Raw genomic sequence first — 12,854 nt, 5'->3', positions numbered from 1 at the left:
TCAGTCGGTGGTCAGCGCGACGCTGCGCCGCCCTTCGCGCGTGATGCGCCCGGCCAGTTCCAGCTCCATCAGGACGACCGCCACCGCGCGGGCGGAGAGCCCGGTCATGCGGATCAGCTCGTCGATCTCGATCGGCACGGGGCTGAGCGCCGCCGTCACCTGCTGGCGGGCGCGATCGTCGAGGTCGAAAGGGGCAGCGTCCGGCTCGGAAAAGCCGGCCAGCGAGGGCTGCGGCTCGGGGAAGATTTCCGCGGCACGCAGCGCTTCCAAAACATCGTCTGCATTTCGGATGAGCGCCGCGCCGTCCTTCAGGAGCGCGTTTGGCCCTTCCGCGCGCGGGTCGAGCGGGTGGCCGGGTACGGCCATCACGTCGCGCCCCTGCTCGCCGGCGTGTCGCGCCGTGACCATTGAGCCGGAGCGGCGCGCGGCCTCCACGACCAGCACGCCCGACGCCATCCCGGAGATAATGCGGTTGCGTCGGGGGAAGTCGACGCCGCGCGGCTTGAAGCCCGGCGCGCTCTCGGCGATCAGCAGACCCTGCTCGGCGATTGCGCCGTAAAGCGTCTCGTTTTCGGGCGGATAACGAATGTCGATGCCGCCCGCCAGAACGGCGATGGTGCCGCCTTCAAGTGCGCCCTCATGCGCGCTGGCGTCGATGCCGCGCGCGAGACCGGAGATGACGGCAATGCCTTCCGCGCTCAGGCCGCGGGCGATGTCCTGCGTCAGCTTCCGCCCGGCGGCCGAGGCGTTGCGCGATCCGACGATGGCGACGGCCTGCCTTTGCGCCAGCGTCGGCTCCCCGGCCATGTAGATCAGGGGCGGCGGCATCGGGATCAGGCCGAGCCGCACTGGGTAGTCCGGTTCACCGATGGCGACGAGGCGCGCGCGGCTGCGCTTCTGGGCCGTGGCGATCTCGCGTTCGGCTTCGCGCGGCGTGCAGATGCGCAGCGGATTGCGCCGGCCGCCGCGCTCGGCCAGTTCGGGAAGTGCCTCAAGTGCCTTTGCGGCGGTCCCGTATCGCTCCAGCAGATCGAAGAAGGTGACCGGGCCGACATTCTCGCTGCGGATCAGCCGCAGCCAATCCACGCGTTCCTGATCGTTCAGCCGCTTCCCCGCGTTCACGGCTTACCCTTTCACAGCTTGATCCGCGATTCTTCGCCGCGTACGAGCCGGCGGATGTTGCCCATGTGCTTGATGATGATGAGCACAGCGAGCAGCGCGAACAGCCCGGCGGCGAGCCAGCGGTCAAACGCGATGGCCGCCAGCGGCGTGGCCGCCGCGCCGATCAGCGCCGCGAGCGAGGAATAGCGCGTGACCCCCGCGACCGTCAGCCAGACGACGGCGAACACGGCCGCAACCTGCCAGACCGTCGCGCCGACGACGCCGAGGAAGGTCGCCACGCCCTTGCCGCCGCGAAAGCCGAGCCAGACCGGAAACAGATGCCCAAGAAACGCGCCCAGACCAGCGAGCGCGGCGGTGTCCGGCCCCCAGCGCGCGGCTAAGAGAACCGCGGCGACGCCCTTGCCAGCATCGGCGATAAGTGTGGCGGCGGCCAGCGACTTGCGCCCCGTGCGCAGCACGTTGGTCGCACCGATATTGCCGGAACCGATAGAGCGGATGTCCCCGACCCCAGCCAGCCGGGCAAAAAGATAGCCGAACGGGATGGACCCGAGCGCGTAGCCGAAGGCCAGCGCGGCCAGGAAATAGGGCCAGGAGACGCTCCAGGCGGTGTAACTGAACATCGCTCCGCTCGGACAGGCTTACCTCAGGCGTGATCGGCGGCAGCGTAGCGATAGACGATGCGCCCGGCAACAAGCGTCATCATCACGCGGCCCTGGAACATCTGGTCCTCGAAGGGCGTGTTCTTTGACTTCGAGCGCAGGGCGCGTTCCTCGACAACCCACGGTGCGTTGAGGTCCACGACGATCAGGTCAGCGGGCGCGCCGGTTGCAAGCCGTCCGCCGGGCAGGCCCAGCAATTCGGCCGGGCGCGCGGACAGTGCGTGGAGCAGACGCTGCAGCGGCACCTCGCCATTGTGATACAGCCGAAGCGCGGCCGCCAGAAGGGTCTCCAAGCCGATCGCTCCGTCAGCCGCTTCCTCGAACGGCCGGCGCTTGGCGTCAAAGTCCTGCGGATCGTGGCTGGAAACGATGACGTCGATCTCGCCATCGCGCAGCCCGCGGACCATCGCCTGCCTGTCCTCCTCGGTGCGTAGCGGCGGGCGAAGCTTGAAGTAGGTGCGATAGGCGCCCACGTCGTTCTCGTTCAGCGCGAGATGGTTGATCGAGACGCCGCACGAGACCGGCAGCCCGTCCGCGCGCGCCCGGCGCAGGACGTCGAGCGAGCCGGCACAGGAGATGGGCGCGGCGTGATAGCGCGCGCCCGTCAAGCCGACCAGGCGCACATCGCGGGCGAGCACGATCGTCTCGGCAACATCGGGAATGCCCGGCAGTCCCAGGCGTAACGACACCTCGCCCTCGTTCATCACCCCGCCGTCTGCGAGCGTATGCTCGTCCGGAAACTGCACGACGAGGGCGTCGAAGTCGCGCGCATATGCCAGCAGCAGGCGCATGAGCTGGGCGCTGGGCACGCTCGCGCGTCCCTCCGTGAAGGCTACCGCACCGGCGCTTTTCAGCAACCCGATCTCGGAGATGACCTCGCCGGCGAGGCCCTTGGTCGCTGCGGCCATCGGGTGGATGTTCACGATCGCGATATCCCGGGCGCGCCGCTCGATGAAGTCGACCAGCGCAACGCCGTCGATCACCGGCTGGGTGTTCGGCATACAGATGATCGTGGTCACGCCGCCGGCCGCCGCCGCGAGGCTTGCCGTCTCCAGCGTCTCGCGGTGCTCCAGCCCGGGCTCACCGGCGAAAACGCGCATATCGATCAGGCCCGGGGCGAGCAGCTTGCCCTCGCAGTTGATCGTTTCGACGCCGGGCGGGCCTGCGTCCGCCAGATGCGGGCCGAGATCCGCGATGACACCGTTCTCGACGTAGACGCCGCCGCGTTCATCGCGCCCACTGGTCGGGCACAGCAGGCGCGCATTGATGAGGGCAAGCGGCTGAGACGGTTCGCGGCGGGCGGGCAGGACGGGCGCGTTCATGTGCGGCCTTTATCGGTGGGAAAGGTTTTCGGCGAGCGCCTGGAGCACGGCCATGCGGACCGCAACGCCCATCTCGACCTGCTCCTGGATGACGCTGCGAGCATCGTCGGCGACGCCGGAGTCGATCTCGATACCGCGGTTCATGGGGCCGGGATGCATGATGAGCGCGTCGGGTTTGGCATAGGCCAGCTTGGCGTGGTCGAGGCCGAAGAAGTGGAAATATTCGCGACGCGAGGGCACATAGGACTGGCGCATTCGCTCGCGTTGCAGTCGCAGCATCATCACGATGTCGCAGTCCTTCAGCCCGTCCTCCATGCGCGTGTAGAGCTCCGCGCCGAGCTTGTCCGCCGCTGGCGGCATCAGCGTGGAGGGCGCGACGAGCCGAACGCGCGCGCCGAGCTTGTTGAACAGCGTGACGTTAGAGCGCGCTACACGCGAGTGCAGAATGTCGCCGCAGATGGCGATCGTCAGCCCTTCAATGCGTCCCTTGTGATGGCGGATCGTGAGCGCATCAAGCAGCGCCTGTGTCGGGTGCTCATGCGCGCCGTCGCCGGCGTTGATGACCGCGCATTCGACCTTCTGCGCCAGCAGCGCCGCGGCGCCCGCCGCCCGGTGGCGCACGACGAGCAGATCGGTTTTCATGGCGTTCAGGGTGATGGCGGTGTCCACCAGCGTCTCACCCTTCTGCACCGAGGAGGTCGGCACTGACATGTTCATCACGTCCGCGCCAAGGCGCTTGCCGGCCAGCTCGAACGAGCTTTGCGTGCGCGTGGAGGATTCGAAGAACAGATTGATTTGAGTGCGCCCGCGCAGTGTGTCACGCTTTCGGCCAAGCTCGTGACTGCCGTTATACTCCCGCTCGGCGCAGTCGAGCAGGTAGAGGATGTCCGGGACCGCAAGGCCTTCGATGCCCAGAAGCTGGCGGTGCGAAAAGGTGTGTGAGGGGGCGGACGGCGCGTGTTTCATTAAAGCCCGAGTTATACGCCTCTCCGCCCGGCTCGGCAATGAGATGTGAGCCCGCGCGCACAAATGAATGAACAAATCCGCCCTGCGCGAATGGAGGAACACCATGTCGGTCGAAGCCGTGACCGAAATCGGGACAGCGACCGAAACGCATGAGGTTTTCAACCAGAGTCCGGTCTTCGCCGATGTCGATTTGTTCGCGGCCAATCCGGGCCTGCGCGCGGCGCTGGCGCGCGAGGGCGCAGGCTGGGCCGCTGAAGAACTGGCGGCGCTCGGGCGTCGGGCTGGAAGTGCGGAGGTACTGGAATGGGGGCGGCGCGCGAACGAGAACCCACCAAAGCTGCGCACGTTCGACCAGAAGGGCCGGCGCATCGACGAGGTCGAGTACCACCCGCATTATCATGCGCTGATGCAGCTCTCGTCCGAATACGGGCTGCACGCGCGTTCCTGGGAGCATTTTAGCCAGGGGCGCGAGCGCTGGCCGGGCGAGGCCGTGGCCCGCGCGGCGGGCTTCTATATGATGGCGCAGGCCGAGGCCGGGCATTGCTGCCCGATCACCATGACACATGCGAGCATCCCCACGCTGCTGCTGAACCCGGAGCTTGCGCGGGAGTGGCTGCCGAAGATTGTCGCGCGCGATTATGAGCCGGAGCTTGCGCCGCTGGCCGAAAAGCGCGCGGTCAAGTTCGGCATGGGCATGACCGAGAAGCAGGGCGGGACCGATGTGCGCACCAACACGACCCGCGCGGAGCCAACCGGTGATGGCACCTTCCGCCTGACCGGGCACAAATGGTTCATGTCCGCGCCGATGTCGGATGCGTTCTTTGTGCTCGCGCAGGCGCCGGGCGGGCTCTCCTGCTTCCTCGTGCCGCGCGTGTTGCCGGACGGGTCACGCAACGCCATCCGCCTTCAGCGACTCAAGGACAAGCTCGGCAACCGCTCGAATGCGTCGTCGGAGGCCGAGTTCGTCGGCGCGCATGGCTGGCTGGTCGGAGAAGAAGGCCGCGGTGTGCCCGCGATCATCGAGATGGTGACGTATACGCGGCTGGACTGCGCGCTCGGCTCGGCCGGACTGATGCGGCTGGGGCTGGAGGTGGCCGCGCGGCACTGCGCGCATCGCACCGTGTTCCAGAAGAAGCTGATCGACCAGCCGATGATGACCCGCGTGCTGGCGGAGCTGGCGCTGGATGCGGAGGCCGCAATGATGCTGGCGATGAGGCTGGCCGGCAGCTTCGACCGGGCGGCAGAGGATGAGGACGAAGCCGCCTATCGCCGGCTGATGACGCCGGTCATCAAGTACTGGGTGTGCAAGGCCGCGCCGCCGTTCCTGTACGAAGCGATGGAGTGCCTGGGCGGCAATGGCTATGTCGAGGAGGGGCTACTGGCGCGCGCCTATCGGGAAGCGCCGGTCAACGCGATCTGGGAAGGCTCGGGCAATGTGATGTGCCTGGATGTTCTTCGGGTTCTGCAGCGCAGCCCGGAGGCGGCGGCGCGCGTGGCCGAGCGGTTCGCGAAGGAAGCGGCGGGCGAGCCGCGGCTGATCGCGGCGGTCGAGACGCTCAAGCAGGTGCTGGGTGCGCCGGCCGAGGCCGATGGGCGCCATCTCACCGAGACCCTCGCGCTGGTCGGCGCGGCGTGCGAAATGCACCAGCATGCGCCGTCGGCGGTCGCGGATGCGTTCATCGCCTCGCGGTTGGCGGGGGCTTCCGGCTATACCTTTGCGGCAGGCCCGGCCCATGGTGATGCCCGCGCGATCCTCGCCGGGGTCGTGCCGGCGACAAAGGGCACTGACCAAACAGACTGAAATATACAACGGGCGTCATTGCCGGACTTGATCTGGCAATCAAATCAACGGATTAGCGGATTCCAGTTGATGGATGCCCGTGTCAAGCACGGGCATGACGTGGCTCAAGCTGATCGGACGACGCGCTAGCGAGCAGGGCGCATCGGTGTCTACAGGTTTTCCGCGATGAAGACGAACAGCGGCAGCGTCACGGCGGCGAACAGCACCTGCACCGTCATGATGTTCGCCATCAGCGCGGCATCGCCGCCCATCTGCCGGGCCATGACATAGGACGAGGAGGCGGTCGGTACAGCCCCGGTGATGATCGCGATGGTGCGGGCCAGCCCGTCGAGCCCGACGATCCAGCATAGCAGCACCACCAGCAGCGGCATTCCGAGCAGCCGCATCAAGACGCCGACCGCGACCAGCATCTTGGTTTCCATCGCCTGCCCGATGCTTAGACCCGCGCCCACCGCAAGCAGCGCCAGACCCAGCCCGCCGTCGCCGATGATGTCGATCGCGCCATAGATGAAGTCGGGGACGCCGGTAATGTTCAGCGCGAAGCCGATGATGCAGGCAACGATCAGCGGATTGCTGGCGATCTTCAGGATGACCGTGGTCCAGTCCGGCTTTGCTTCCGCTTCCCCGAAGATGGTCAGAACGGCAACGTTCAGTATGTTGATGAGCGGCACCATCACGCCAATGGCGATGCCGCTGAGCGCGACGCCTTCATCGCCATAGAGCGAGCCGACGATCGCCAGCGCCATGAAGCCGTGAAAGCGCGTCGCGCCCTGGAAGATGCTCGTGAACGTCGGCCCGGAAATGCCGAAGCGGCGCGCGGTGACCGGCTGCAGGAGCAGCAGCAGGAGCGCCATGCCGATGACACCGCCGGTGATGGCGATGGCGAAATTCGTGATCGGGATCGCTCCGAGATCAGCCCGCGCCAAAGTGCGGATGATCAGGAACGGCATGAGAATGTAGAAGCAGATATGCTCAACGACCGGCCACATGTCGTCGGGCACCAGCCGGACTCGCTTGAGCAGGTTGCCGGTGATGATGATGAGGAAGATCGGCGCGATGGCGTTCAAGGTGGTGAGCATGCGCGCCTTTATGCCGCGCCGGCCGTGCGGGGCCAACCCCTTGAGCGCATAGCTGCTTCCGCCCTTAGAGGTTCTGGAGCCTGTCGAGCACGCCCTGCAATATATATGCGGCCGCGACCTTGTCGATGATCTCGGCGCGGCGCTTGCGCGAGGCATCGGCGGCGAGCAGGGCGCGCTCGGCGGCGACGGTGGACAGCCGCTCGTCCCACAGCAGGACGGGCAAGCCCGTTGCTGCCTCCAGATTGCGGGCATAGGCGCGGGCGGATTGCGCGCGCGGGCCTTCCGAGCCGTCCATGTTGAGCGGCAGGCCGATCACGACGCCGCCCACTTCGTAGTGCGCGACGATGTCATTCAGCCGGGCGAGATCGTCGCGGAACCTTGTGCGCTTTATCGTTTCCAGTGACGTGGCCACGCTGCGGTTCACGTCTGACACGGCCACGCCGATGGTCTTGGTGCCGAGGTCCAGTCCGATCAGCCGCGCGCCAGCAGGCAGGGCGGCCTGGAACTCCTCGACGGTCATGGCGTTGGCGCTGGGCATCGGTTCTGGCTGGTTTCTTGCGCCAAGGCTCTCGTGTTGAGGCGGCGCCTGTGCGATTTATACTGCGCCGCGTATCGACCCTCGCGCAACCGGCCAATTACTGAAAATGGAGGCCAAGCATGAAACTCACCTGGCTCGGACATTCCGCGTTCAGACTCGAAACGGGTTCCAACGTCATCCTCATCGATCCTTTCCTCTCCGGCAACGACAAATTCACCGGCTCGGTGGACGACGCTGCCCAGGGCTGCACCCATGTCGTGCTGACCCATGGCCATGACGACCACACCGGCGACGCCTTTGACATCTGTCAGAAGACGGGCGCGAAGCTGATCGCGGTCTATGAGCTGGCGCTCTACATGAACGCGAAGGGCATCGAGAACATCGACCCGGCCAACCCTGGCGGAACGCTGGCGCAGGACGGCTTCGATGTGTCCTTCGTCAAGGCGTTCCACTCCTCCGCGACCATGATCGACGGCAAGCCGGTCTATCTCGGCGCAGCCTGCGGCGTGGTCATCCGCGCGGAGGGCGAGAGCATCTATCACATGGGCGACACCGAGATCTTCTCCGACATGGCGCTCATCAACGAGGTGTTCGCGCCGACCGTCGGCCTCGTCCCGATCGGCGACCGCTTCACGATGGGCGCGAAGACCGCCGCGATGGCTTGCAAGCGCTATTTCAACTTCCGCACCGTCGTACCGATCCACTACGGCACCTTCCCGATCATCGACCCCGACCCCTCGAAGTTTCAGGCGCAGATGGAAGGGCAGAACGTGGTCGTGCCGGAGATCGGCGGGGATGTGGCGCTGTAAGCTGCGCGGCGGGGGCCGGCAAGCGTCCGGCCCGCGCCCGCCAGGGATGGCCAGGCACCTGTGTCCACAATGACACAGCTCGCCGTCTAATCGATTTGTGCGAGCACTACACCCCTAGATTGTAATAATTCTTTTCTTCCCTTTTTACGCGATCCGTTATACAACAACACCTGCCGCTGGTGCTGCGGGGCCGGAACTGCCCTTCCGGTCGCGCTTTCGGTCAATGTGTCGAGGGCTACGTTTTCGCCGGCGGTTCTCGACTTCGGCCGGAGCACGAAAAGGCGGCCGCCTCGATCCGAGTTGAATCCCACCAACTCCGAGCGGGGTGTTACCGGGGGAAGGGGTCGCCGTTCCGGCGGCCCCTTTATCATTTTTGCTGAGCAGCAGCGTTGAGTCGCCTGATGGCAGCGGTCGCCGCCAATCGTTGCGCGCGCAGACCGGTGATCAATGCGAAGCCGATGGCGCGGGCAGTCCGGCGTTGCAGGAAAAACACGATACGCGCCAAAACGCCCCTAATCAGTTTGTGTGGCGCCTACACGCCCAGATTGCAGGCGTTTTGCACTTCCCTTTTAGCGAGCATTCTCATAAAAACACAACCAATGCGGGTGCGACAGGCGCCCTTCGCCCACTCGGCGAATGCCCGGCTGGGCGGAGCCTGAACCCGCCTTTCACTGGCCCGTGCTTGATGCGGGCGCACCTGACAGGCGTTCAGGACAACAGGAGAAGTGAGGATGACAATATTCAAATGGCTTTGCAGCAAGAGGGCCATGGCGCTGGCAGCGGCTGGCGCGGTGGCGCTCGGGGTCGGGATGGTCGCGACGCCGAATGAAGCGGCGGCGCAATGTGCGATTGTCAACACGTCGGATGATCCAGATACAACCGTTGGGACTTTCGGTGAATTGAGGGATGCGACAACCAATCCGGATGGCGACAACGTCGCAGTCGACTGTACGGACTCGATCACGAGCGGGGACATCCAGACGGATGCGGTGACAACAAATGAAATCGCCGACGGCACGATCACGAGCGACGATCTCGGGACCGATTCCGTCACAGCGAATGAGCTCGCAAACAACGCGGTCGACACCGACGCGATCCAGGACGGCGCGGTGACCACCGACAAGATCGCCGACGACGCCGTCACCTGGGGCAAGCTGTCTCCGGGCGTCCGTGACCGGGTCAACGAAAACCAGGAAGGCGTGGCCATCGCGCTGGCCCTGCAGAACCCGGACCTCGTCGGGAACGAGACCTTCGGCATGTCCGTCAACTGGGGCGGCTTTGAAAGCTCCAACGCGCTCGGCATCGCCGCGACGGGCGTCCTCGGACATGACCTCTTCGGCGGTGGCGACCGGCTCGCCATCGCTGGCGGCGTCGGCTTCGGTCTCGACAAGGATACTGTCGGCGGCCGCGTCGGCGCGCAAGTCACCTGGTAACGGGTAGCGGGGTGTTGCCAGGGATGGGGCCGCCCCCGTGGCGGCCCCTCTTGCTCTCCTCGGCTGTTATGGTCCTGTGATGGTATCTCGTTCTTTCATTGCGGCGCTGCTCGTCTGCATGTCTTACGCGTTTTTGACGCCTGAGACGCCCGCCTTCGCGCAAGAGCAGCAGGCAAACGCAAAGGCGCGCAGGCCAGCTATACGGTCGGACGCCGATGCGCGCCGCATCGTCCGGCTCGTCCGCGAAACCTTCGCCGCGGTTCATCAGGCGAATGTTTCGGGCAACTATGCGGTCTTCCGCGATCTGGCCGCGCCGTCGCTGCGCTCGTCCATGTCTCTTCTCGACCTCGCCAACTATTTCGCGCCCTTGCGCAAGCAGAAGGCAGACCTTGGCCGCGCGCTCCTTGCCCTTCCGAAGTTCCGGGAGAAGCCGCTCATCGTCCGCAACAAGTTTCTCGTCCTGAAGGGCTACATCCCGGGGCAGCCCCGGCGCATCGCCTTCGATTTCACCTATCAGCGCGTCGGCGGGCGCTGGCGCTTCGTCAATATCGCCATAAGGCCCGTAACGGCGAAGGCGGATGCCGCTACCCCAGAGAACAAGAAACCTCAGCAGGCGGGATCCGCCACTGCACGGACCGTTATACCGCCTGCGCCGTCACGAAGACCTTTCGGGCAGCCGAAAAAGGCGGCCGCGCCCTCCGGCAGTGCACTGCAGACGACGACCATCGCGAAGACCCCATCGCCGCCGGAAAGCCCGGAAGAGGAGCACTGGCCAATGCGCCTGTGGTATTCCCTTCCGCTCACCGGCGGCCGGTGAGCTTGTCCCTGGCCCGGTATTGTCCGTATCGGGCGTGCACCGCGCGGCCCGTGTTGCGCTTTGGCGCGGGGAACGCTAAGACAGGCGAAACGTCCCGGACAGCGGGCGCGAAACGCTTTTTCACAAATCGGATCAGACAGCCAATGCAGATCGATGAGGCCACGGTGCGCCATATCGCCCGGTTGGCGCGCATAAAGATTGGCAAACAGGAAGCCGCGAACCTGGAGCGCGAACTCACCGCGATCCTCGACTGGGTGGACCAGCTCGGCGAGGTCGACACGGAAAATGTCGCCCCCCTGACCCGCATCGGCGACCTGACGCTGCCATGGCGCACTGACGAGGTCACGGCGGGCGGCTGCCAGGACGACATCCTCCGTAATGCCCCGATGACGGAAGACGGCTTCTTCGTCGTGCCCAAGGTCGTGGAGTAGGCATGCCCAAAACGAAGACGACCAATCCCACCGACCTGACGCTGACCGAGGCGCGCGACGCGCTGCAGTCCAAATCACTGAGCTCGGTTGACCTGACGCGCGCGCATCTGGAGGCCATCGCGGCAGGCAACGAGCAGCTTAACGCCTTCATCGAGGTGACGCTGGAGAAGGCGTTGGCGATGGCCGAGGAATCGGACGCGCGGATCGGACGTGGCGAGGCCCGTCCGCTGGAAGGCGTTCCGCTCGGCATCAAGGACCTGTTCTGTACGCGGGATGTGCACTCAACCGCCTGCTCCAACATTCTCAAAGGCTTCCAGCCGCCCTACGAGTCGACTGTCACGCAAAAGCTGTGGGACTCTGGCGCGGTCATGCTCGGCAAACTCAACATGGACGAGTTCGCCATGGGCTCGTCGAACGAGAGCAGCGCGCGCGGCCCCTGCGTGAACCCGTGGCGGGCGAAGGGCAAGCGCAAGAAGCTGGTGCCGGGCGGCTCGTCCGGCGGCTCGGCGGCGGCGGTTGCGGCGCGGTTCTGCCTCGGCGCGACGGCGTCGGACACCGGCGGATCGATCCGTCAACCCGCGGCCCTCACCGGCACGGTGGGCGTGAAGCCGACTTATGGCCGCTGTTCACGCTGGGGCATGGTCGCCTTCGCTTCCTCTCTCGACCAGGCGGGGGTGATAACCCGCACGGTCAAGGACAGCGCCATCCTTCTGCGCGAGATCTGCGGGCATGATCCCAAGGACTCGACCAGCGCGCCGGTCGATGTGCCGGACTTCGAGGCGGCGCTCGACGAAACGGTCAAAGGGCTGAGGGTCGGCGTTCCGAAGGAATACCGCCTCGACGGCATGTCGGCGGAGATGGTCGCGCTTTGGGAGAAGGGGATCGAATGGTTCCGCGATGCTGGCGCCGAGATCAAGGAAGTCAGCCTCCCCCACATGCGCTATGCGCTGCCGGCCTACTACATCATTGCCCCGGCCGAAGCCTCCTCGAATCTCGCCCGCTACGATGGCGTTCGCTACGGCCTGCGCGTCGACGGCAACGACCTGATCGACATGTACGAGCGCACGCGCGCGGAAGGCTTCGGAGCGGAGGTCAAGCGCCGGATCCTGATGGGCACCTACGTGCTCTCGGCTGGCTATTATGACGCCTATTACCTGAAGGCGCAGAAGGTCCGCACGCTGATCAAGCAGGATTTCGACACCGCCTTCGAGGATGTCGACGTTATGCTCACCCCGACGACGCCGGGCCCGGCCTTCGGCATTAATGAAAAGCAGGACCCAGTGGAGATGTATCTGAATGACATCTTCACAGTGCCGATCAACATGGCGGGGCTGCCCGGTTTGTCGGTGCCTGCCGGCCTGACGGAGAGCGGGCTGCCGCTGGGGCTGCAGCTCATCGGCCGACCCTACGACGAGGCGACGATGCTGCGCGCGGGGCAGGTGATCGAGGATGCTGCAGGGATGTTCCCGGCGCCGCGGAACTGGTGGGCCAAGTCAAAAGCGTGAGCCACGCTTTCAAGGCAAGTAGGAAACGAGCGGACGAGGGCGACGGCGATGAGCACCAAACGGCCGGAAGACTGTCAGAATATGGAACAGGTGCGCGCCGAGATCGACCGGATCGACGACGCGCTCGTCGACCTGATCGCCCAGCGCTTCACCTATGTCGACCGCGCGTGGCAGCTCAAATCCCGCCCGGAAGAAGCGACGGTGCCGTGGCGCATCCAGGAGGTGATCGACAAAGTCGAGGCACGCGCCCGTGACCGCGGCCTGCCGCCGGAACTGGCCGAGGCGCTGTGGCGTCAGATGATCGGCTGGTTCATCCAGTACGAGGAGCAGCGCCTCAGGCGCGAGCGCGGCGAACCCACATGATGGGCCAGC

General features: G+C 65.7%; 13 protein-coding genes. 7 read left to right on the top strand and 6 right to left on the bottom strand.

Features of this window, described 5'->3' with window-relative positions; genetic code table 11:
• From dprA to BXY53_RS12300, 4 genes are read right to left on the bottom strand one after another with little or no spacing between them, the layout of a single operon-like run.
• Window positions 1-1,122: a DNA-processing protein DprA gene (gene dprA, locus BXY53_RS12315; RefSeq protein WP_210209236.1), complete on the bottom strand. Its 1,122-nt coding sequence runs from the start codon at window positions 1,120-1,122 to the stop codon at window positions 1-3.
• 11 nt (window positions 1,123-1,133) lie between these two features.
• On the bottom strand, window positions 1,134-1,742 hold the full coding sequence (gene plsY / locus BXY53_RS12310) for a glycerol-3-phosphate 1-O-acyltransferase PlsY (protein WP_119062294.1): 609 nt from the start codon (window positions 1,740-1,742) through the stop codon (window positions 1,134-1,136).
• A 23-nt stretch (window positions 1,743-1,765) separates the two neighbouring features.
• Complete coding sequence (pyrC, locus tag BXY53_RS12305; protein ID WP_119062293.1) at window positions 1,766-3,103, bottom strand: dihydroorotase; 1,338 nt, start codon at window positions 3,101-3,103, stop codon at window positions 1,766-1,768.
• Between the two features lie 9 nt (window positions 3,104-3,112).
• A complete protein-coding gene (locus BXY53_RS12300; protein ID WP_119062292.1) occupies window positions 3,113-4,069 on the bottom strand; it encodes an aspartate carbamoyltransferase catalytic subunit in 957 nt (318 codons plus the stop codon).
• Between the two features lie 103 nt (window positions 4,070-4,172).
• On the opposite strand from BXY53_RS12300, the gene BXY53_RS12295 reads away from it, so the two are divergent.
• Window positions 4,173-5,870, top strand: coding sequence for an isovaleryl-CoA dehydrogenase (locus BXY53_RS12295; protein WP_119062365.1), 1,698 nt, complete (start codon window positions 4,173-4,175; stop codon window positions 5,868-5,870).
• A gap of 149 nt (window positions 5,871-6,019) precedes the next feature.
• On the opposite strand, the gene BXY53_RS12290 is transcribed toward BXY53_RS12295, so the two are convergent.
• Together BXY53_RS12290 and ruvX are read right to left on the bottom strand one after the other, a co-directional pair.
• Window positions 6,020-6,949 (bottom strand): AEC family transporter, encoded by a 930-nt coding sequence (locus BXY53_RS12290; protein WP_170144444.1) that lies wholly within the window; start codon window positions 6,947-6,949, stop codon window positions 6,020-6,022.
• Window positions 6,950-7,013: 64 nt separating this feature from the next.
• The gene (ruvX, locus tag BXY53_RS12285; protein WP_245410466.1) at window positions 7,014-7,487 is read right to left on the bottom strand and encodes a Holliday junction resolvase RuvX; all 474 of its coding nucleotides are present in this window, start codon (window positions 7,485-7,487) and stop codon (window positions 7,014-7,016) included.
• A 119-nt stretch (window positions 7,488-7,606) separates the two neighbouring features.
• Here ruvX and BXY53_RS12280 point away from each other — a divergent pair, with 119 nt between their 5' ends.
• From BXY53_RS12280 to BXY53_RS12255, 6 genes are all read left to right on the top strand, one after another.
• Window positions 7,607-8,296, top strand: coding sequence for a metal-dependent hydrolase (locus BXY53_RS12280; RefSeq protein ID WP_119062290.1), 690 nt, complete (start codon window positions 7,607-7,609; stop codon window positions 8,294-8,296).
• Window positions 8,297-9,027: 731 nt separating this feature from the next.
• Complete coding sequence (locus BXY53_RS12275) at window positions 9,028-9,729, top strand: hypothetical protein (RefSeq protein WP_147361559.1); 702 nt, start codon at window positions 9,028-9,030, stop codon at window positions 9,727-9,729.
• Between the two features lie 79 nt (window positions 9,730-9,808).
• A complete protein-coding gene (locus tag BXY53_RS12270) occupies window positions 9,809-10,546 on the top strand; it encodes a hypothetical protein (protein ID WP_147361558.1) in 738 nt (245 codons plus the stop codon).
• Window positions 10,547-10,689: 143 nt separating this feature from the next.
• On the top strand, window positions 10,690-10,977 hold the full coding sequence (gatC, locus tag BXY53_RS12265) for an Asp-tRNA(Asn)/Glu-tRNA(Gln) amidotransferase subunit GatC (protein WP_119062287.1): 288 nt from the start codon (window positions 10,690-10,692) through the stop codon (window positions 10,975-10,977).
• Between the two features lie 2 nt (window positions 10,978-10,979).
• Window positions 10,980-12,482 carry an Asp-tRNA(Asn)/Glu-tRNA(Gln) amidotransferase subunit GatA gene (gatA, locus tag BXY53_RS12260; protein ID WP_119062286.1) on the top strand — a complete coding sequence of 501 codons (1,503 nt, stop codon included), beginning with the start codon at window positions 10,980-10,982 and terminating at the stop codon, window positions 12,480-12,482.
• A gap of 48 nt (window positions 12,483-12,530) precedes the next feature.
• Complete coding sequence (locus BXY53_RS12255) at window positions 12,531-12,845, top strand: chorismate mutase (RefSeq protein WP_119062285.1); 315 nt, start codon at window positions 12,531-12,533, stop codon at window positions 12,843-12,845.
• The last annotated feature ends 9 nt before the right edge of the window (window positions 12,846-12,854 follow it).

Source organism: Dichotomicrobium thermohalophilum, from assembly GCF_003550175.1.
GTDB classification, from domain to species: Bacteria; Pseudomonadota; Alphaproteobacteria; order Rhizobiales; family Rhodomicrobiaceae; genus Dichotomicrobium; species Dichotomicrobium thermohalophilum.
Note: the sequence above shows the minus strand (reverse complement) of the source record. Positions and strands in the feature narration are given on the sequence as shown.